The following is a 21,323-nucleotide window of genomic DNA, read 5'->3' as shown; positions in this document are numbered from 1 at the left end:
GACGTCCGATTAGATTTCAAAAGAGCGAGGTGGTCGTCTTGACCATCTCGCTTTTATTTTTTTGATTTGCATTTATGAAAACTCTTTCTACTTCCGAGTTTGCGGAAATATTGTCCACCCCTATTTTTAAGTTGTTGTCTGAAACGATAGATGAGTTGGGAGTGGAGGGCTACATCGTCGGTGGATATGTGCGCGATCTTCTGCTACAACGTCCTTCAAAAGATATAGATGTGGTCGTTGTCGGGTCGGGCATAGAAGTGGCACAGGCTTTTGCCAAGAAATTAGGGAAAAATGCACGTTGCACCGTCTTCAAAAACTTTGGTACGGCTCAGGTAAAGTGGAAGCATACCGTGGAAAAAGAGGGCGAAAGAGTTCGGATAGAGGAGGAAGTGGAGTTTGTCGGTGCACGAAAGGAAAGTTATACCCATGATTCTCGTAAACCTATTGTGGAAAATGGAACGCTTGACGATGATCAGCGTCGTCGCGATTTCACCATCAATGCTTTGGCCGTTTGTCTGAATGCTGCTCGTTTTGGTGAGTTGGTAGATCCTTTTGGCGGACTCGACGATTTGCAAGCGGGAATAATAACCACACCGCTTGATCCCGACATCACGTTTAGCGATGATCCGCTTCGCATGATGCGATGTATTCGTTTTGCCACTCAGCTCAATTTCCGTATAGAAGAGTCTACTTTTGAGGCGTTGAAGCGTAATCGTGAACGTATCAAAATTATTTCCCAAGAACGCATTATTGACGAGCTCAACAAAATAATGCTGGCCGCTCATCCCTCCAAAGGTTGGGTGGAACTGCATCGTTGCGGTCTGTTGGAACTCATCTTACCGGAATTTTCTGCGCTCGACATTGTGGAAGAGCGAAATGGGCGGAAACATAAAAATAACTTTTATCATACGCTCGAAGTGCTTGAAAACTTGGTGCGTAAACAGAAAGAGGCCGAAGCCGAACATTCGGAAAAAACACAAACCCAAGAGCCTCTCTTTTCCAAAGACCGTTTGCTTTTTTTGCGTTGGGCAACGTTGTTTCACGACATCGGGAAACCCCGCTCTAAGCGTTGGGACAACAAACTCGGATGGACGTTCCACAATCATAACTATATCGGCATGAAGATGATCAAGCCGATTTTTCGTCGTTTGAAGCTGCCATTGGACGAGCGCATGAAATATGTAGAGAAACTTGTCGAATTACATATGCGTCCTATCAATATTGCAGATGAAGAGGTTACGGATTCTGCCGTTCGACGATTGCTTTTTGATGCCGGCGATGATATAGATGATTTGATGATGTTATGTGAAGCGGACATCACCTCGAAAAACGAGCAACGCAAAAGGGGCTTTCATGAAAATTATCGCTTGGTGCGTCGCAAATTGGTTCTGCTCGAAGAAAAAGACCGGATTCGTAATTTTCAACCACCTGTCGATGGATCGGAAATTATGCGTATTTTCGGACTGCCGCCTTGTGCCGAGATCGGAGCATTGAAATCTTCTTTGAAAGATGCCATTCTTGACGGGCATGTGCCCAATGATCATGAGGCCGGTTTGGCGTATGTCATCGAGCGTGCCCGAAAAATGGGTTTGACTCCCATTGCAGAAGAGAAGTAAAGTTTATTTGTAACGCATCAAAGAACCGAAGACACTTCTGAGCACGATTTTTGGCATGTGTTCGATAAGCCGTCTGATCGCGGTTATTCATCCGTTTCCCCTTCACTGTGTTTGAACAAACATGGTGAAGGGGAAATTTATGGCAGCCTACAACCTTGTTGAGTACCTCTTTTGGCAAACTCTTTTTCCACCAATGCAGTAAACTCATAGTTTTTCAGTCCCCAATCGGGAGCAAGGAGCAATGAGCGAGGGGAAGACGAAGTGAAACGCTCAACTGCTATGTTCGGACGAAGATGTTCGAGAAAGTCTACCACAAGTGTGGCATATTCTTCTGCCGAATAGAGGTGAAAGTCCGTTTGAAAATCAGCGTTTTGAACAGCCTTTTGTTGTTGCATTTCAAATTCTCGTGCCATGGCCGTTCCTTTCACAATTTGCAATTGATGCAGTTTGAGTGTGGATATGGGGAGTTTATTGATTGTTTCGGCTTGTCCGATAGTGAAATCTCGAGATTCTCCCGGCAATCCCAAAATGAGGTGTGCACCCACGGGAATGCCGAGAGCGGCCGTACGCCGAATGGCTTCGACCGAACAGGCATAATCATGACCTCGATTGATGCGTTGCAAAGAGATGTCGCTTGTACTTTCCACTCCATATTCGATGAGTACGAATTTGCGTTTGTGTAGTTGTGCAAAATATTGCAGCAACTCATCGGGCATGCAATCGGGACGTGTCCCAACGACCAGCCCTACCACGTCTTCTACCGAAAGGGCTTCTTCGTAAAGGTCTTTCAAGCGATCAAGCTCGCCATAGGTGTTTGTATAGGCTTGAAAATAAGCCAAGAATTTCATCTTCTTTTCTGTTTCCGAAAGTGATTTCCCACGGCGTTGGGCGCGTTTGAATTGTGCGCGTCTGAAAAAAGTTTTTCCTCGTTCCAGTTGTTGCCGTACGCTCTCTTCCGTCGCACAATATTCGGGGTTGAAAGTTTGATTATTGCAATAGGTACAGCCTCCTCTTCCTTTTGTGCCGTCTCGGTTGGGGCAAGTGAATTCGGCATTGATGGATAGCTTTTGCACTTTGTATTCAAAATAACGGGTAATAAAAGCAGACAGACCGGTATAGGGAGATGTATGAAATAAAGAAGGGTGCATGGATCGAAATTGTGAGTGAAATACATCGTTGGAAGTCCAATCACGCCATATTCGGCGCAAAGGCGCGAGCATTGGCGTAGACGAACAAAGATACTCCTTTTTCTGTAAAACAACAAACAATCCTCCCTCCTGTTTCTTGTCGAACTCAGAAATTTACATTATGCGAAAACGCGCTGTATGATCGAAAAAACAAAACATTTTTTGGCCGTTCGCCTCTAAACTGCTAACTTTGCCGTAATATTTAGATGCTTATGGCATCTTTGATAAAGACAAACAACAAAACTTCATACTCACGATGATAAAAATCACTTTTCCCGATGGCAGCATCCGCGAATACGAAAGCGGAGTGACGGGTATGCAGATAGCAGAAAGCATTTCGAGTCGTTTGGCTCAGGATGTCTTATCTTGCGGAGTGAATGGAAAGACGATAGAACTCAATCGCCCCATTACCGAAGATGCAGAATTTACGCTATATAAATGGGAGGATGCCGAAGGTAAACACACGTTTTGGCATACTTCCGCCCACCTTATGGCGGAAGCGATGCAGGAACTCTGGCCGGGAACACAGTTTGGTATCGGCCCAGCCATAGAAAACGGCTTCTACTACGATGTGATGCCTCCGGAAGGAGTGACCATTAGAGAAGAAGACTTCGTGAAAATCGAAAAGAAAATGGTCGAACTCCAACAAGGTAAGGAAACTCTTGTCCGTACCGCAATATCGAAGGGAGATGCCATTAAGTTTTTCGGAGAGCTCGGGCAAAACTATAAAAATGAGCTGATTGCCGATTTGGAAGATGGCACCATCACGACTTATACGCAAGGGAAGTTTACCGACCTTTGTCGAGGGCCTCATCTTGTCAGCACGGCACCGATCAAGGCTGTAAAAGTGTTGGCCGTGAGTGCTGCTTATTGGCGTGGCGATGAGAAACGTCCGATGATGACACGTGTCTATGGAATCACGTTCCCCAAGAAAAAATTATTGGATGAATATCTCTTGCTCCTTGAAGAAGCAAAACGTAGGGATCATCGCAAGATAGGAAAAGAGATGGAACTCTTTATGTTTTCCGATCTCGTAGGAAAAGGTTTGCCCATGTGGTTGCCTAAGGGAACGGCTTTGCGCCTGCGCCTCGAAGATATTTTGAAGAAAATACAAAAACGCTTCGGATATGAGCAGGTTATGACTCCTCATATTGGTTCGAAGAATCTGTATGTCACCTCCGGTCATTATGCCAAATACGGCAAAGATTCTTATCAGCCGATCACAACACCGGAGGAGGGAGAGGAGTATTTCCTCAAACCCATGAACTGTCCTCACCACTGCGCCATATATGCATGGAAACCACGTTCCTACAAGGAGCTGCCGTTGCGTCTTGCAGAGTTCGGTACTGTTTATAGATATGAACAAAGCGGAGAGCTTCACGGACTTACGCGTGTTCGTGGCTTTACGCAAGATGATGCACACATCTTCTGCACCCCGGATCAAGTGAAACAGGAGTTCCTCAATGTGATGGATATCATATTGATTATTTTCCGAGCTCTTAAATTCGACAACTTTGAGGCACAAATTTCTCTCCGTCATCAAACTGAACGTGAGAAATATATCGGTAACGAAGAAAATTGGGAACGAGCGGAACAAGCCATAATAGAAGCTTGTCAAGAAAAAGGGCTTCCCGCCCGTATCGAATACGGAGAAGCCGCTTTCTATGGCCCGAAACTTGACTTTATGGTGAAGGATGCGCTTGGTCGCCGTTGGCAATTAGGTACTATTCAAGTCGATTATAATCTACCCGAACGTTTCGGACTTGAATACACCGGAGAGGACAACAAAAAGCATCGTCCCGTGATGATTCACCGTGCACCTTTCGGTTCAATGGAGCGTTTTGTTGCAGTATTGATCGAACACACCGCCGGCCGATTCCCTCTTTGGCTTATGCCTGATCAGGCCGTAGTGCTTCCCATTTCCGACAAGTACAATGATTATGCACAAAAAGTACGTGAAAGCCTTGAAGCTGCCAATGTGCGTACCCTTGTTGATGATCGCAGTGAAAAGATCGGTCGGAAAATTCGTGATAACGAAATGAAACACATTCCTTATCTTCTCATTGTGGGAGAAAAAGAGGCGGCCGACGGAACAGTTGCTGTTCGCTTGCAAGGACAGCAAGGAAATTCGCAGGAGATTATGGCTGTTTCCGAATTTGCCGAGCGTGTCAATCGTGAAGTTGCCGAACAAATGGGAGAGTATTGATAACAACTTTAATAAATGAATATTGGAGGAATGCTCACAAATAGTTGGAAGTATATCCCTAATAACTCATGTTTGTAAAGAAATAACCGCAATCAAAGAGCCAAAACTCAATGATTGCGGTTGTTTGTTGATTCCGAGTGGTGAAAACGATCAACACGAAAGGCCGTTTTTCAGTTTACACTATCTCCATTGTAAAAATATTCCGATACAACTGTGTGTATTGAGAGAAGTCGCCGAGGAATTAAAATCGTGATGTTTTATTGTCGAGGGATGAGCGGATAAAATTATTCAACTCTTTGTCTAATTTTTGGGCTTCTCCGGCTTTATTCAATATGCGATCGGCCTCTTTCCAGAAATCGGCACTATGGTTCAGTTGATTGAGATGAGCAAGTTCGTGGCAAATGACATAGTCAATCAGATGAGAGGGAAGGAGGAGTAGCCAAACCGAAAAATTGAGATTTTTCAGAGAAGAGCACGATCCCCATTTCGAACGAATATCTTTGTAGACGATTCTGTTGAAATGCAGATCTCCGCGTTCTGCGTATGCTGTAATGCGTGGCGTGAGAAGGTGTCGGCATTGCCAGCGGAGTATGTCGGCAATAACTTTTCGAAGCCAAGTTTGTCGATAGGAAGAAGAAAAATCAAAGTTTGCCGGCAGGCGTAGCGTGGTGTGTCCGGGAGTCGCACGTATTTGTGCTTGGAGCAACCCATCTTGTGCTTCGATTTTCATCTGCAAAAGATCGGTTGAAATGCGGAATTCGGGACAGATAGAAATAAGCATGGGAAAAGTAAAGGAAAAGAAGAGCAAAAGTAAGTTTTTCTTTTTAATATATAAAGAAAAACATGTATATTCGCATTTGATTGAAGGAAGAAAAACGCTTGTCGTTTCTTGCCTCTTATGCAAATAGGCTTTGAGGCAGAGGAACTCTCTTTCGGTTAGTAAAGTGTTGTATGCTATTGCACAAAGAAATGTCACAACTAAAAATTTTGACGACAAAAGGGACTATCATTGTCCGTTTATATGATAAAACCCCTCTTCATCGTGCCAATTTTATCAAATTAGTGACGGAGGGATTCTACAATGGAACGCTCTTTCATCGAGTGATTCGCGACTTCATGATACAAGGTGGAGATCCGGATAGTCGAGGGGCTTCTTCCGAAACGCTTTTGGGAATGGGCGATCCGGGCTATACGCTCGAAGCAGAAATACATCCTGAATTGTTTCATAAACGAGGAGCTTTGGCGGCTGCCCGCCAAGGTGACGAACTAAACCCGGAACGACGTTCGAGCGGAAGTCAGTTTTATATTGTTTGGGGAAAGGTCTATAATGAGGGGCAGTTATCTCAGATCGAACAACAGATGAGATTACAGGCCGAACAAATGGAGTTTCAACGGCTGAACGGAGAGTATCGCGAAATGATTTTACAAATGCGTCGTGATCGCAATCGTGAATCGCTGTTGGAGCTTCAAGAGAAATTGAGAGACCAAGCAAAAGCATTTGCCAAACAAAAAAAGTTTTTTGAAAAAACTGCACGAGAGGCTTATACCACGATAGGAGGAACTCCCTTCTTAGATGGCCAATATACCGTGTTTGGGGAAGTTGTTGAAGGGCTTGATGTCGTGGAACACATCCAAAATGTCGAAACGGGAAATGCCGATCGTCCTTTGACAGATGTGATGCTTGAAATCTCTGTCTTGAACGCTTGATATAATGTCCTTTTAAGAGTGAATTTACGATTATGAAAATATTGATTACCGGTGCAGCCGGCTTTGTCGGATGTAGACTGACACGATTTTTGGGACTTTCTCATGAAGTGATTGCCATGAGTAGTAAAGACTTGGATGTCACAGATGGAGAGCAGGTTATGTCTGTGTTTATGGAACATATGCCAAAGGCTGTTGTGCATTTGGCCGCCCTTGCGAATACGAAATATTGCGAAGAGCATCCCGAGGATAGTGCTGTTGTTAATGTTGCGGGGGCTGTCAATGTTGCTCGTGCAGCTGCCGCTATTGGAGCCAAATTGGTATATGCAAGTTCGGAGCAGGTATACAATGGTGTTGATGCCGAGGTGCCTAATGTGGAAGAGCAAGAGCTTGCACCCCGTAGCGTTTACGGACATCACAAGTTGCAGGCAGAACTCGATGTGCAGGATTTATTGCCGTCGGCCGTCGGATTGCGACTCACATGGATGTATGATATCCCCGGCTCTCCGCTACCGCAGAAGAGCGGTCTTTTGATAGGATTGATTTCTACGGCAAGAGAGAGTGGAGTAGTGCGTGCTTCCACCGCAGAAAGACGCGGTGTGACAAATGTTTGGGAAGTTGTACGTCGAATTGAAGCTGCTTTTGCGCTTCCCGGTGGAGTCTATAATTTTGGATCTACCACAGACCTTTCTTCTTTCGACCTTCAATTGGCTGCCGCGCAATCCTTATTCGATAAAGGTTGGTTAGATGTGCAACCCTCTGATTTGGTCTTGCCGGACGAATCTTGGACGCGTAATTTATCTTTGGATCTTTCTCGCTTGCAGAAGTTTGGCATTACTTTTCCCTCCTCTTTGACGGGATTGCATAATGCCGTTGTACATCTTCGTAAATATTCGGAATAGATCCCTTTTTCTCCGAAAAACCTTCTATATTGGTGAAAAGGGATTTATATCTTGAAATAAAAACGAGACTGAATATAATATATGATTACGACAGTTCTTTTTGATCTCGACGGAACACTTCTTGATACCTTGACAGATTTGTCTGTTGCCGTCAATCATGCACTGCAAATGTATGGTTTGCCACAACGTAGCAAAAACGAGGTGCGGGCATTTTTAGGCAATGGCATTCGTAATCTGATCACTCAATGTGTACCAAACCATACAGACTCTATTCTTATAGAAAAGGTATTTGTTGCGTTTCGTACGTACTATCTCGAACATTGCCTTGATAATACCGTACCCTATCCCGGGATACCTCCACTTTTGGAAGAGCTTCACCGGCGAGGAGTTCGAATCGGACTCGTCAGCAATAAGGTCGATACTGCCGTGCAAGAACTTCACAAACGCTTCTTTGCTGACACCATTTCCGTCGCTTTAGGAGAAAGCTCCGAGATTCGGCGAAAGCCCCATCCGGCTGGAGTGCTCGAAGCCATGCGTCGTTTGAAGGCTCTTCCGGAAGAAACGCTGTATGTCGGTGATAGCGAAGTTGATTTTGAAACTTCTCGTGCGGCCGGCATAAATTGTGCACTTGTTTTTTGGGGATTTCGAGATGAAATCGTTCTTCGTGCTCTGGAAGCGGAATATTATTTCTTATCTCCCGAAGAATTACTTTCTCTTTGTTGAAAACTTCTATTATTAAAATTGATTACTTCCTATTCCTCATGAAAAGTTATAAAATTGCTGTGGCCGGAACCGGCTATGTGGGTATGAGTATAGCCGTTTTACTCGCTCAACATCATCGTGTAACGGCTGTTGATATTATTCCTGAAAAAATAAAAATGATCAACAGTCGTAAATCTCCTATTCAAGACGATTACATAGAAAAATATCTTATAGAAAAGCCTCTAAATCTTACTGCAACACTCAATGCAGAGGAGGCTTATCGCAACGCTGACTTTGTTGTTATTGCAGCCCCGACTAATTATGATTCGACGCGCAACTTTTTCGACACATCAGCCGTAGAAGCCGTCATCAAGCTCGTTATGCAAATCAATCCCGATGCCATTATGGTCATAAAAAGCACCATTCCGGTAGGATTCACAGAACAGATACGGGCAAAGACAGGAAGTGAAAATATTCTTTTCTCTCCGGAATTCCTTCGTGAAAGTAAGGCTCTTTACGACAATCTCTACCCTTCCCGCATCATCGTTGGGCGTCCCGAAGGAGATCAACGTTTGGATGATGCCGCTCACACTTTCGCTTCTCTCTTGCAGCAAGGAGCTTTGAAACCTGATGTCGAAACGCTCTTCATGGGACTGACTGAGGCCGAAGCTGTCAAACTTTTCGCCAACACCTATCTGGCACTTCGTGTCAGTTATTTCAATGAACTCGACACTTATGCCGAGCTAAAAGGTTTGGACACACAGCAAATCATCAACGGAGTATGCCTTGACCCTCGCATAGGAACGCACTATAACAACCCCTCATTCGGATATGGTGGTTATTGTCTTCCCAAAGACACCAAGCAACTCTTGGCCAACTATCAAGATGTACCGCAAAACCTCGTTCGTGCCATTGTCGATAGCAATGCTACACGCAAAGATTTTATTGCCGACCGTGTTCTGCAACAAGCAGGATACTATGATTATTTCAATCGAGGCGACTTTAATCCGAGTGCTGAACGCGAATGTATTATTGGTGTCTATCGCCTCACCATGAAATCCAACTCCGATAATTTCCGGCAAAGCTCTATCCAAGGGGTGATGAAACGCATCAAGGCCAAAGGAGCCACTGTCATCATCTACGAACCCACTCTGCAAGATGGAGAAACTTTTTTCGGAAGTCTTGTCGTCAACGATTTGGAAGTGTTCAAACGCAAATCCCAAGCCATTATTGCCAACCGTTATGACTCCTCACTTGACGATGTTCTTACCAAAGTCTACACTCGCGACCTTTTTTATCGCGACTAATCCCTCAAATATGGATAAAACCATCTTCTAATTTTGTCATATCGGCAAAAAAAACTACTTTTGCACTCGCAAAGCAATCTCATTGCACTTTGCTACAATAATAGTTTGGTTCCGTAGCTCAGTTGGATTAGAGCAACGCCCTTCTAAGGCGTGGGTCTTGGGTTCGAACCCCAACGGAATCACAAAAAAGAGGCTATCTAACAATACAGATGTTGGATAGCCTTTTTTATTTTATAAAGAATTCTTGTTGTTTGGTAAAGTTTTGATACAGTCCCCTAATGGGTATAAGCGTGTAATTTCTTCCATACACCAAAACTTGCACGGAATATAGGTTCACACAGGGCTTCTGCGGGATAATATTTGACATGGCGCATGCTATGAAGGGACATTCGAAGATAACGCCGCACTTTATCTTCGTTCTCTCTTGAGGACAGGCGTGTGTCGTACTGCCCAAAATTACCACCAATCATAACCTCTTCCAATAGGAATTTCCCTCTTATTTTATCCATCGGAGCAATTATCATTTTGTTTTCTGGCAATGCAAGAACTTCATGCAGCACATACATGACGGCACAAGCAAATTTGTATAAACCTAAATGTTTCATCTCATTCCGCAAAGTGATATGGTCGAGATGCATAGCATTTTGTAATACGTAATAGTAGTCTACCAGTTGGCGTAATCCTATTCCTTCCGAGAATACATGACGATAAAGATGACTTAACTGATATATCACATTAAATGCAGTTGTTGGAATCGTTATCTTACTGTTTCCGTCTGGCAACTCTACCTCGTTGAAACACTGTTCGTCCATATTTCTATTGAACCATCTTTGCAGTTTGCAATTAGCCCAAGGATTATACATGTACGAAGGAGTGAAATGCACTTCTACTGGCGTTTTCATTACAGAAAAATCCACATGATGGTATCGAACAATCTGTTTAGGACAGATCTTCTCGACATATTCTAACACCCTCTTTCTTCCACCACTAACATATATGTCAATATCTCCAGATGTACGTATATAGGGATCGGGATACATCATTGCATTCCCTTGTCCTTTCAGTATACAAGCTTGAAAACCAATAGCTCTAAAATGTTTCTGTAACTTCACGCAGTCAGTGTTCGTACGTATGTTCTGTCTCCTGATTTGTTCTGCTACTGCCACCCATTGCATCAATAATGGTGTCGGAGGTGCCAAATCCTTTGGCAATAACTTGATACCATGGAATAATACTCCCAGCAACGCCTGCTTTTGGGCAATATCAAATTGATCCTGCCAATCGGCCTCTTTCAACGATGCTGGTATCTCTTTTATTACGCCAATACTAAAGCGTAGCAGTTCAAAGAAGATCTCTTGTTGAGTCATAGATTATCCGAATATGCGTTCGATAAAGAACCTTATAGGAAATAATATTCCTGCTTTGATATAACGCACACGAGTGTGTGGCTCCTTCCACATACGATAGATAAACCGCAGGTTTGCCTTATCTACCCACATTGGATAGTAGTCTATTTCGTTTTGGGATGTTTGATGAATAAAGCCTCCACAAGTAAAGCCTATGCCTTTAAATCCAGCATCCTTAACCTTCAGCAGAAATTTTTCTTGGTTCAATGCGCCCATACCCACGATTAAATAATCGGGATTCACTTTACAGATGTATCGAGCCTCCTCATCCATATTACGATCATGGGTAAAAAAACCATTGCGGTAACCTATTATTTGTACTTTGGGAAATCTCTCGGTGAATATCTTTACAGCAGTTTCTACCTGCTCTTGCCGGGAGGCCACTATATATATAGTCTTGCCCTGTTCCCCAGCGTACTCAAATAGTTCTGGTGCAAGCGATGTCATGTCGAAACTACGACGTTCCACGACTTTTCCATAGAAGAACTTTATTGCTTTGACCAATAAATTTCCGTCTGCAAATATTCCATCAAATTGTGCAAAAACTTCTTTATTATATAAAGCATCAAGATAGGATACGGGATTAAGAAAAGTGTAAACGCCCTTCGTTTCTAGAATTCCTTTTATAGTAAGGGTGTTGGTATCAATAATCTTACCTACAAGAATCGAACCCATTATACTCTTTTATTTGTCAACTACAAAGTTTCTCAGCACGCGTGCCGGCACGCCTCCCACAAGGCAATTACTTGGTATATTTCGCGTAACAACGCTACCTGCTGCTATCACGACATTATCTCCTATTGTTACAGGAGTAGCGATAACGGAATTGGCTCCAATAAATACGTCGTTGCCAATTGTGAGTTTTCCAGTGTCGTATGTCAGATTTCCATCCTTATGCGGAGTCAAGTAATGGGTAAGCAGCACACAATTCATTGTGATTGTTACGTTAGCTCCGATATGCGCATTCTTGCCGATTTTTATGCCGATGAGCCTCAATAGCTGCGGACGTATGCGCTTACTGCTCAGCCAACGCGACTCATTGATAGTCGCAAAACAATAAACCTAGGGAATCTACCACAATAGTTGTTTTTTATCATTATACAGACATTTTTGAATTTAGACGAATTTGTTTATCATATTGCCAACACATGAAGAAAGTTGTCATCAGTAGAAATGAAACGTTTTGCAATGTTAAAGCGGAGAGTGAAAAGCTCTGTATAAGTGTTATTATGCATAGCTGTTTTAATGGTATGAAATCGGTTTTTAAGAAAATCTTCACAAGAGCAAAAGGATAGAGTAATGCGAGAACTACACCCCATGTTATTGCAAGACGAAGATATGTGCTATGGAACATAAAAGGGAAAATACCATTCAAAGCATGCATATCCTCGAATTTTTCTACTGTCCAGGCAAACTCTGGCATTACTTCCACTTGGAGTGGGATTCCAGGAGTAGCTCCTAACAACACATTGTCAACCGAAGTGTTCTGGAAATAATTAATAGCTTGTGTCCAATATACAAAACGGTCTAAGTTATGAGCACTTTCTCCTCTGAGTTCAGCACCCCACGAAGCAAGTACCATAACAATTGGTACAAGCGCAGCAAAATATAAAATATTTTTTCTAAACGCCTTATAAGCAATAATTAAAAAGAATGATATCCATCCTGTACGAGAAAATGTAAGCAATGTTGCAAGTATCATTACCCAATCCCACCATGTTTTTCTATTTGGTATTGCATCTCTAAAGCAGTACACAATCAGTATCATAAAACCGTCATAGTTTGCTTCCATTAAGACGCCGGCTCTTGATAAAGTACCCGTACCTATCATATATAATGCTTTAGCTATATAGATCAGACAAAAGAAAATACAATATTTATAAACATGAATAATCTTAGGCGAACCGACAATACTCAACCACAATATGGCAGTAATAAGATAAATCATCCATTTACCATCCATAAGACTTGCTTTTAAGGTTATGGAGTCATATATCCACCAAGGAATAAAGTATTTTAGAAAGATCAAACATGAAAAGAACAATAAAATCTTTGCCAATCTATTGGATGATTTTTTTTGCCTCAAAAAGGTAAAAAAAATCATTACTCCACAAAAAGGCACCCAAAAGTAATCATAATTGACAATGTCTTGTTTTTTACTGATCCATACAATAATCGAGATTATAGGAAACAAAACAAACATTGCCCAAAATGGGAATTCTTGTGTCCTCGGTCTAACGTAATCCATATTTTTTGATCAGCTTGGCTAATGTGGGGAATTTTATACTAAATGGTACCCATATGTAGAGGGCGATTTTCTTCCATAGAGGCACCCATGTACCGGCAAAGTGATGAATGGAATATGTATTGGAGGTTACTTGAAGTTTTTTGGTAACGTAGTTTTTTGGACTAAAATAATCGTATGGCAAAACATATACGCAAGAATCATCATCGTCGAAATCCTTAGGCGAAAGGATGTATTCAATTTTGAACATCTTTTCAACACATTCTTTCAATATGCGTGGCAGAACCTTCGTATTCTCATGACCATTGGCTTCGACGAAAGCCTTTCCTGTGTAGTAGTTTAAGCAGACTTTGAGCCATGGTGTTTCCGGCTCTGCACCCAATACTGCAGCTTCTAAGCCTTGTGGACTATTTTCTTTGCAAACAAAATACGGGAGATGGAGTAGGGTGTCGAATGACTTAATCACTTCTACGTCGCTGTCCAAATAAATTCCACCCTCTGTTACAAGGGCATAGAGACGGATATAGTCGGCAGCAAAAGCATACTTCCTACGCTCGAATGCTTGACGTACCCAGATATTTTTCTCCAATGGAAAACGCTTCAAATCCCATCTTATAATCTCGTAATCCGGTAAAAAACGACGCCAACTATCGATACAATGTTGAAGTTTAGGGGGCAATGGGTCATCACTGAGCCAACAGTAATGTATTTTTGGGGGGATCATACAAAAGTGTTTATTTTGGTTTCTTTAACTTTGTGCAGGGCGTTCGATATTCACTTTGCCATGAAAATGCGATAAAATAATATCAGTTACTTTCTTTTTCGTCGCTTCCTTACAGTATTTACTCAAGATGTCTTCGAGCAGAGTTAGAGTTCAATCTTGTTGATTCCTCGCAGTTTACGTTTCAAGGAGGGAAAAAGACCTAGCATTTTGATAATAGCTTGCTTAATGCAATGGATTGTTTTTCCTTTCAACATGAGCAGAGGACGATTGTTTTTCGCATTGGGATTGATGATACATGCCTCTTCATAGTATGCCTGTGCAACATTCTTGTTTGAGAAGCCCATAAGGTCATACTGTGCGACATCTACATCCTTGTACTCGAAGCGATACAGCTCATTCTTAAATATATGATAAACCATATTGAAATCTGCGGCCACAGGATACGCTAAGTCAAAGGGATATCTTCGCGCCAACATAGTTCTTAAGAACATACTCTGGTGGCAGATACCCTTAGAGAAATGTTTTTTCTTACTGAGATAGAAGGGTCTTGGTTTGACTGAATAGAGTATGTTGTCACGATATTCACGGCTGTTTCCAAACAACACACCACAGTCCGCAGATATTTTGTCGCTAAACATTTGGTAAAGAACGTCTATAGTGCAAAACGAGTCACCAGCATTCATGAAGTTGATCCAATCGCCAGTTGCCATCGCGATGCCTTTGTTCATGGCATCATAAGTTCCCTTATCTTGTTCACTGATTACAGCAGAAAGCCTGTCACGATATTTATTTATCACCTCCATGGTTCCATCCGTGGACCCCCCATCCACGATAATGTATTCCACATTCGGATACGTTTGGTTCAGTACGGATAGCATTGTTGTCTCTATCTCTTTCACTGCATTATAGCAGACTGTGACTATTGTTATCTTTATGAAAGCAATGTTTTTTTGCATAGCTCTTTGAAAAAGGTGGGTTGTACAGACATTCGTATTACTTCTGAGGCTTTAATTATTGACACTTTTTCCGATGAGTGTGCACTGTATCAAATACACAGTTCTCTGAATTATTGTTCATTTTAAGAGATTACTGCGAATTTCTCTAAAACAACAAAAATTACATGTATAACTACTGATCGTGAAAACAGAAAGGTTTTAAAAATTGGGGTTGTATTGGGATTTCATTAAAATAAATCAGAGCTCGTTATACAAATTAATATATTTCTTGGCTATACTATCAGGAGAGAATCTATTTATCATGTCTTGACGTATTGCTTTAGAATCAAATGTTTGAGCTATAGCAATTCTAATAGCGATTTCCAGATCTTGAGAAGTAAATCCGTTTGCAATAATACCATTGTTATCATTTATCAGTTCTTTTGTTCCGCTTACAGGAAAGACTATTGCAGGAATACCACAAGCCATTGCTTCTATTGGGGTCTGAGCGAATGCCTCCTGTTTTGATGGCATCACAAAATAATCTGCACAAGAATAAGCTTTTGAGATTGTTTCTGCATCATTTATTGCCCCGACAGAAAACACATGTGGTAATTGGACTTTTTCTAAGTTATTACCTACTGCCAAAATTACTGTATCGTCCATTTGCAATTGTTCTATAGCTTCTACAAGATGAATCAAGCCTTTACGTGGATCAGTTATCAGAGCGGCAACAAAAACGAAGACCCTTGCAGTTTCTGAAATACCGAACTTCTGTCTGGATTTTTTTTTATCGAAAGGCTTATATTTGTTACAGTCAACAGAATTATTGATGATAGAACTATGTCGTCCTTTGATCATTTCATGATGATGAAACTTACCATACATCATTTCTGAAAGGAAAACTATTTTTAAATTAGATACACTATGTATTATCTTTAATTTGATATCATAGTATTTTTTTTCTAAGTAGTTATCAAACAATGCCTGTTTTTCATAATGTGCAATTCCAAAAAATAAGTTTTCGTCATGCAGTGTCCAAACTATTGGATTTTGAATTTTACGAAAAAAAGAGGGATAGTCAATAAAATCTCCGACCCAATGCAGATGTATAATATCTGCGTCATTTACCAATTTACATGACGCAACATCAACTACAGACAGAGGAAGGGTATATACCCCACCGGTTCTTTTGCATAACCACTTTGCTTTATTGTAGTTTGTAACCCTTAGATGTAACAATCTCAACACTTTATTAAACAGTCTCCAAAAGAAGTATTTCTTTCTGCCATATTCAAAAACAAGAGGAACGTCATGGCGAGTTTTGTTAAGAAGCAAAACATTACTTCTTACACCTTGATTTAACAAGGCTTGATGAAGTCGCAGACAGCATAATCCTGCTCCTCCTTTATCATCAGAACATATATGTAGAACTTTCAAAAGACTATTATACTAATGAATTTGTTTAAGTTGATTAATGTAAACACTTCGATACTTATTTATAATACTATCCTCAATTTTTAAAGTGGGCATCTCGATAATATTTGTTCTTAGACATCCTGTATTATTAATAAGTGAGTAGTATCTATTCTCGACTTGCTCAGCAATATTGAATTGTTTTATAAGATTGATCGTTTTTCCTTTAATAGGATCTGTATAGTCAAGAATCATGTTTTTTCCATTTAATAATGTCTGAAGAAGAATGGCATGAAAACGCATACCGATACATCCTGTTGCATTGGCATATAATTCCATTGTTTGAGTCAATGATGTTGGTTTATTTTCAACATGTATTCTATCATTCGCAACTATTCTTTTTATTGCATTCAAAATATAGCGGTCATCACCACCAAATTCGAACGTATGCATAGGTACCAATATTACATCTTCTTTATTTTTATTTAGGATCTCTTCCATATAATCACAAAAGAATTGTCTATTGACATTGACACCATATTCAGAAGTAGGTTCTCTAAAATTGGCTGCAATATAATTTTTCGGTTTTGTTTCGTTTATAGCTTGAAAGTGCTTGACAGCAAAGATTGCAGGATCAATCGCTGCAACAGCATCATTTTCATCCCTTACATATGAATTATATATTGAAAGTGATTTCTCGTCTCTAAATATTTTAAAGTCAGATGCTCGTGCGATTTTTAATGCTGTTTTTATTTTTTTCTTTGTAATAAAGGGGCCCATTCCACATCCGGCCAATAAAGTGTATTTTCCTTTTTTCTTGGCTTTACTAAAAGCATATAAAGGTATGGCTAATTCTTCTAATTCCATAAGAGGTCCTCCTCCCATACAGACAATGTCAGCCCAATTTATGAATTGATCTAATTCTCTTTTGATACGAGAGTCAAATAATTCAACATTAAGTTTATACCCCTCAGAGCATTTCTTTAAGAATTCTATATCTTCATCTAACGTTCTTTCTGATAAAACTATACCTAAACAACCTAGGCGAATGTCTAAATCACCAAAAACTTCAGAAAACAAAGAGACTAATCCTGCAAAGATAGCCCGGTCTCCAATTGTTTCTGTACCATACCAACCTATTACTGTAATTCTCATGAAAATATATTATAACGCTGAATATGTTTAAACGTCTTAATTTTATAAATAAAAAACGTATATAAGCCCAATAAAGAAGGTACATTAGCATAGTGTATGCATGTATCACAATGCTTGCTTGTTGGTTCTACTAAAGAATTATACTCTTTATAAGTCGGTATCTTTTCCAATAGATTCCCAACTTTATCACTGGCCGTTGCACACAAAAATGTATCAAAAATCTCATTAATTGTGATGTCACTATAAAGATAATCACAGATAAACATTCTTTTACTTGTTTTACCTGCAAGATATAGATATATTAAAGTGTATCTGATTTTTTGGATTATCTTCTTTTCATGTATAGGCATACTATAGAAAAACTCCTTTGCCATTTGAGTCGCATGCTTCTCTGTCAAAACAGAGAAAGGGGCATTATTAAAATTATGAATGCGCTTATTGGGTACTGCTAAATGGAAATATATGGGAATTTTAAGATTTTGAAAATATTCTTTAGTTTGCACCATATAGTCTACATTATATTTTGAAATCGTATATCCCAAATCAAAGTTATCAACATATACTCCAGGATTTTTCTTTAATGTTTGAATTACCTTTAGAGAACGATCAAATGAGATTTTGACACCCCTAACTTTGTTGTGAATAGCGTGTACGCCATCAATTGAAATCTGCATGTGCAGTTTTACATTTTTTTGCTTACACAAAGGATAAATTTCTGCAAGTGTCTTAAGTGTCTTTTCTTGGCAGATACAATTGGAAATGACTGTGATATGCTTGATACGTTTTAAAGACAAAACAGCCTTGACTACTTCTACAAATTCCGGATGCAGAAAAGGCTCACCACCATTTAAACCTACGCTTTTGACTCTAGAAAAGAACGGATTTGATAGTACTGTTTTTAATGCTATTGGATCAATATCCGATTTCTCTTTGTATTTCCAAATATTACAAGTGACACACCTTGAATTACATTTTGACGTCACAGGCAGCTGTAATGTTCGTGGTTTCATTCGTATATGCAACCATGATTGAAAGTAATGCAACAAATATATTCTAATTATTCCAAGCATATATATTATTTTTGTGTTGTCGATTTTATCAAGTTTTTTGTCATCTCCATAAAGCCCAATTTATAAACAATACCTTGGTAAAACAAAATAGCCACAACGAACACCAATAAATGTTTAAAATCCATGGGCATTAAGTAGTCATTACTGAAATTGGACAAGAGAAGGAATAAGACGGTGTTAGAAATAAACGGTTTAGATATACTTCTGATTATATCTACTGGACTCTTATTGAAAAAATATAGGAGAAATAGCTGATATACGCCGAACGAGATTGTAAAGCTGATGACAAGGCACCAACAAAATATTATCATACTGCTATAATATAGACCGACTCCCAATGACGATAGAACTAGTAAGGTTATTATGATAGAAGCGAAGAATAATCCTTTAACTCTATTAATGGATTGTAATATTGCTCCTACTGGTGCTTGCATGCATTGTACCCCTATACTCAAAGACAATATTTGAAAGTAGGGAATTGCATCATGCCATTGAGATCCATAAATAATGTTAATGATAGCGCCTGAAGAGAAATATATAACAACGTTAGCAAAACATCCAATTTCTGATAAAAGACTCAATATCTTCAAATAAGATTTCCATAAGAAATCCTTATCACTCTGATAATTGCTTAATACTGGATGAAGGACAGGCCCCATTACATTGGAAATGTTATCAAGCGGCAACATCATTAATCTATAAGACTTCTCGTAATACCCCAATGTTTGTACAGAAAAAACTTTACCTATTAGTATTTTATCGACATTCCTATATATCATATACATTAGATTGAATAACATTTGATAGATAGAAAATGAGAATATTTTTCTTATATTTCTCCCTCCCCCTTTAAAACTCACTCCTATAGGATATGCTCTAAAATTAATTATCAATAGAATAATATTTCCCAAAACAGGATTAACCAATAAAGAATAAGCTCCGAACCCTTTATAAGCTAATATAATAGATATTCCCCCCATAGTAACTTGTACAAGGAATGTTCTTATAGCTATAAATTTAAAACGCTTCTCTTTCATCAACAATGCATTTGGAACGATTGTTGATATAGCTGTTAGAATACTTATAGATAAAATATATAGTAGATTTGACAGAAGACTGGAATTATCGTAAAACGACACGATTAATGGAATCAAACAAACAAAAGCTCCTGTTGATATAAACGAAAGTATAATAACAAGAGTATTTATACTGGTCAAATCTTCATATGACAATGTTTTATTTTGCACAATAGCTGGTGCAATGCCAGCAGAAGTCAAAGTCGAAAAGAAATTTATCACAATTGTTGCAATTGCGATAATCCCAAAATCAGATGGAGATAAAATACGAGCAAGTACAGCCGTTATTAGTAAGTTTATCACAATCCCACTATACTTAGCCAAAGCCGTATAGAACATGCCATTAAAGAGTTCTCCACCTAAGGAACCTTCTTTATATTTTGATTTAAACATAAATAATCACTGATGCGCTTATTGAGTAAAGTTAGAATATATGCGAAACATATATTTGAGCCTGTGCTGTGTTTACTGTTTTATATATCTTATTCTATGTAATAACCTGATGAGTGGTACTTGTTGAATGAAAGAGTGGCCGATATACACATCCCATTCCATGAGTTATATTAAATAAAAGAGTCACTTTTTCTCCATATATTGAGAGACACTTTTACTTCTTCGGAACGTTCTTTCCTTGATGGAAGCCTCGGTAAACAATTTTTATTTTAGTAATCAATGTCAAAAGCCGACAGTCACAAACTATTGCGAATAAAGTCTTCCACTATATCAAAGAATTTGCGATGTTAAGATGTAGAGGAAAAGTGTACAACATAATAATGGATATAGCTAAAATATCTTAGGTAAATATTATATTCATTAGAGGGGCGATTGTCCTTAGGTGAAGTTTTTTAGAGGGAGTCGAAGTATTACGATAGCTTGCCACGAAGTTAAGGCTATACCTTCTGAGTTGTCTTTAATTGAAAAATCTGACATATCGTTGCAAAGATAACAAATTATTGAGGAGTCCGCAAAACTTTATTCATTTTTTAGGACACTACCGGTTGAAAAATCCCCTGAACGCGTGCGAGGGATGCGAAGTTGGAAACTACAGTCATAGCCACGCCAACGGCGAGGATCAAAAACATTGCCTTGTTTACCGGAATGTTCGTCAAGAAAAAGAGAACGCTCTTGTTAGGAAAAACTATCCCCCAAAAACACGCATCAACTCATTAAAACCTGCCTCGCAAGAGGTCATTTTCGGAAATTATTTCCGAGCTTTGTTGCATCGTAAGCTCCAATGTTCTTAGTTTGATTTGTTATTGCACCACGAAGTTAAGAATTTGGGAGCTTACACACTTTTAGTGAACAGTATCCCTGCTCTGAAATAGAGAGCGTTTTAGCATTGTTTGATTTTTATCCTGTGAGTATTGGTTATCCACGCAGCACCACCCGGTAGCACATGGCGCGGGAAGTGCGAAAGGGTTTCAGGCCGAGACCGCGGAGGATGCGGCCGAAACTGTTGGGCGTCATGCCGCGGAGAGCGGAGGGAAAAGCACGTTGGAGGGTGCGGAATATCTCGGTGGCCGAAAGAAGAGGACATTCTTCTTCGGGATGGGGAAGGCGGAAAACTTCCCAAAAGATTTCCGCCGCGGGAGAAGTGATTTGGAATGCCCGGTTGTGAGCTTGGAGCTCCGCCTCCTCTTCACGCGTGAGATGCGTGGGAAGTCCGGCGGAG

Annotated in this window: 19 protein-coding genes and 1 tRNA gene; 7 read left to right on the top strand and 13 right to left on the bottom strand. The window is 40.1% G+C overall.

Features of this window, described 5'->3' with window-relative positions:
- Positions 1 to 74 precede the first annotated feature (74 nt).
- Positions 75 to 1,616 carry a CCA tRNA nucleotidyltransferase gene (locus EII14_RS01005; protein ID WP_124930711.1) on the top strand — a complete coding sequence of 514 codons (1,542 nt, stop codon included), beginning with the start codon at positions 75 to 77 and terminating at the stop codon, positions 1,614 to 1,616.
- 137 nt (positions 1,617 to 1,753) lie between these two features.
- Here EII14_RS01005 and EII14_RS01000 read toward each other — a convergent pair whose 3' ends face one another.
- A complete protein-coding gene (locus EII14_RS01000; RefSeq protein WP_124930710.1) occupies positions 1,754 to 2,764 on the bottom strand; it encodes a TIGR01212 family radical SAM protein in 1,011 nt (336 codons plus the stop codon).
- 295 nt (positions 2,765 to 3,059) lie between these two features.
- Between EII14_RS01000 and thrS the strand changes: the two genes are divergently transcribed.
- On the top strand, positions 3,060 to 5,009 hold the full coding sequence (thrS, locus tag EII14_RS00995) for a threonine--tRNA ligase (RefSeq protein WP_124930709.1): 1,950 nt from the start codon (positions 3,060 to 3,062) through the stop codon (positions 5,007 to 5,009).
- A gap of 241 nt (positions 5,010 to 5,250) precedes the next feature.
- On the opposite strand, the gene EII14_RS00990 is transcribed toward thrS, so the two are convergent.
- On the bottom strand, positions 5,251 to 5,790 hold the full coding sequence (locus EII14_RS00990; protein WP_124930708.1) for a M48 family metallopeptidase: 540 nt from the start codon (positions 5,788 to 5,790) through the stop codon (positions 5,251 to 5,253).
- Between the two features lie 188 nt (positions 5,791 to 5,978).
- On the opposite strand from EII14_RS00990, the gene EII14_RS00985 reads away from it, so the two are divergent.
- The 5 genes from EII14_RS00985 (at position 5,979) to EII14_RS00965 (ending at position 9,806) form a co-directional block, all read left to right on the top strand.
- Entirely contained in the window at positions 5,979 to 6,716 is a 738-nt protein-coding gene (locus EII14_RS00985) for a peptidylprolyl isomerase (RefSeq protein WP_124930707.1), read from the top strand.
- A gap of 32 nt (positions 6,717 to 6,748) precedes the next feature.
- Positions 6,749 to 7,615, top strand: coding sequence for a sugar nucleotide-binding protein (locus tag EII14_RS00980; protein WP_124930706.1), 867 nt, complete (start codon positions 6,749 to 6,751; stop codon positions 7,613 to 7,615).
- Positions 7,616 to 7,696: 81 nt separating this feature from the next.
- Positions 7,697 to 8,338: an HAD family hydrolase gene (locus EII14_RS00975; RefSeq protein WP_124930705.1), complete on the top strand. Its 642-nt coding sequence runs from the start codon at positions 7,697 to 7,699 to the stop codon at positions 8,336 to 8,338.
- A 38-nt stretch (positions 8,339 to 8,376) separates the two neighbouring features.
- The gene (locus tag EII14_RS00970; protein ID WP_124930704.1) at positions 8,377 to 9,624 is read left to right on the top strand and encodes a nucleotide sugar dehydrogenase; all 1,248 of its coding nucleotides are present in this window, start codon (positions 8,377 to 8,379) and stop codon (positions 9,622 to 9,624) included.
- A gap of 107 nt (positions 9,625 to 9,731) precedes the next feature.
- A tRNA-Arg gene (locus EII14_RS00965) sits at positions 9,732 to 9,806 on the top strand.
- A gap of 93 nt (positions 9,807 to 9,899) precedes the next feature.
- On the opposite strand, the gene EII14_RS00960 is transcribed toward EII14_RS00965, so the two are convergent.
- The 11 genes from EII14_RS00960 to EII14_RS00905 form a co-directional block, all read right to left on the bottom strand.
- Positions 9,900 to 10,991 (bottom strand): nucleotidyltransferase family protein, encoded by a 1,092-nt coding sequence (locus tag EII14_RS00960; protein WP_124930703.1) that lies wholly within the window; start codon positions 10,989 to 10,991, stop codon positions 9,900 to 9,902.
- Between the two features lie 3 nt (positions 10,992 to 10,994).
- Positions 10,995 to 11,705, bottom strand: a complete 711-nt coding sequence (locus EII14_RS00955; protein WP_124930702.1) for a WecB/TagA/CpsF family glycosyltransferase — start codon at positions 11,703 to 11,705, stop codon at positions 10,995 to 10,997.
- A 9-nt stretch (positions 11,706 to 11,714) separates the two neighbouring features.
- Entirely contained in the window at positions 11,715 to 12,026 is a 312-nt protein-coding gene (locus EII14_RS09625) for a DapH/DapD/GlmU-related protein (RefSeq protein WP_124930701.1), read from the bottom strand.
- A gap of 100 nt (positions 12,027 to 12,126) precedes the next feature.
- Positions 12,127 to 13,278, bottom strand: a complete 1,152-nt coding sequence (locus EII14_RS00945; protein ID WP_124930700.1) for an O-antigen ligase family protein — start codon at positions 13,276 to 13,278, stop codon at positions 12,127 to 12,129.
- Positions 13,265 to 13,999 (bottom strand): glycosyltransferase family 32 protein, encoded by a 735-nt coding sequence (locus tag EII14_RS00940; RefSeq protein ID WP_124930699.1) that lies wholly within the window; start codon positions 13,997 to 13,999, stop codon positions 13,265 to 13,267. Before EII14_RS00940 ends, EII14_RS00945 begins: the two co-directional genes overlap by 14 nt.
- Before the next feature lie 143 nt (positions 14,000 to 14,142).
- Positions 14,143 to 14,955, bottom strand: a complete 813-nt coding sequence (locus EII14_RS00935) for a glycosyltransferase family 2 protein (protein ID WP_124930698.1) — start codon at positions 14,953 to 14,955, stop codon at positions 14,143 to 14,145.
- A gap of 237 nt (positions 14,956 to 15,192) precedes the next feature.
- Positions 15,193 to 16,374: a glycosyltransferase gene (locus EII14_RS00930; RefSeq protein ID WP_124930697.1), complete on the bottom strand. Its 1,182-nt coding sequence runs from the start codon at positions 16,372 to 16,374 to the stop codon at positions 15,193 to 15,195.
- 12 nt (positions 16,375 to 16,386) lie between these two features.
- Positions 16,387 to 17,505 carry a polysaccharide pyruvyl transferase family protein gene (locus EII14_RS00925; RefSeq protein WP_124930696.1) on the bottom strand — a complete coding sequence of 373 codons (1,119 nt, stop codon included), beginning with the start codon at positions 17,503 to 17,505 and terminating at the stop codon, positions 16,387 to 16,389.
- On the bottom strand, positions 17,502 to 18,515 hold the full coding sequence (locus EII14_RS00920) for a radical SAM protein (protein ID WP_233569322.1): 1,014 nt from the start codon (positions 18,513 to 18,515) through the stop codon (positions 17,502 to 17,504). The genes EII14_RS00925 and EII14_RS00920 overlap by 4 nt, the downstream gene beginning before the upstream one ends.
- Positions 18,516 to 18,580: 65 nt before the next feature.
- Positions 18,581 to 20,044: a lipopolysaccharide biosynthesis protein gene (locus EII14_RS00915; protein WP_124930694.1), complete on the bottom strand. Its 1,464-nt coding sequence runs from the start codon at positions 20,042 to 20,044 to the stop codon at positions 18,581 to 18,583.
- 975 nt (positions 20,045 to 21,019) lie between these two features.
- On the bottom strand, positions 21,020 to 21,323 hold a 304-nt coding region (locus tag EII14_RS00905), incomplete at its 5' end, for a DUF3874 domain-containing protein (protein ID WP_199733841.1).

The sequence above is a fragment of the Alloprevotella sp. OH1205_COT-284 genome (assembly GCF_003859795.1).
Lineage (GTDB): Bacteria > Bacteroidota > Bacteroidia > Bacteroidales > Bacteroidaceae > Alloprevotella.
This window is presented reverse-complemented; position numbering and strand designations above follow the sequence as displayed.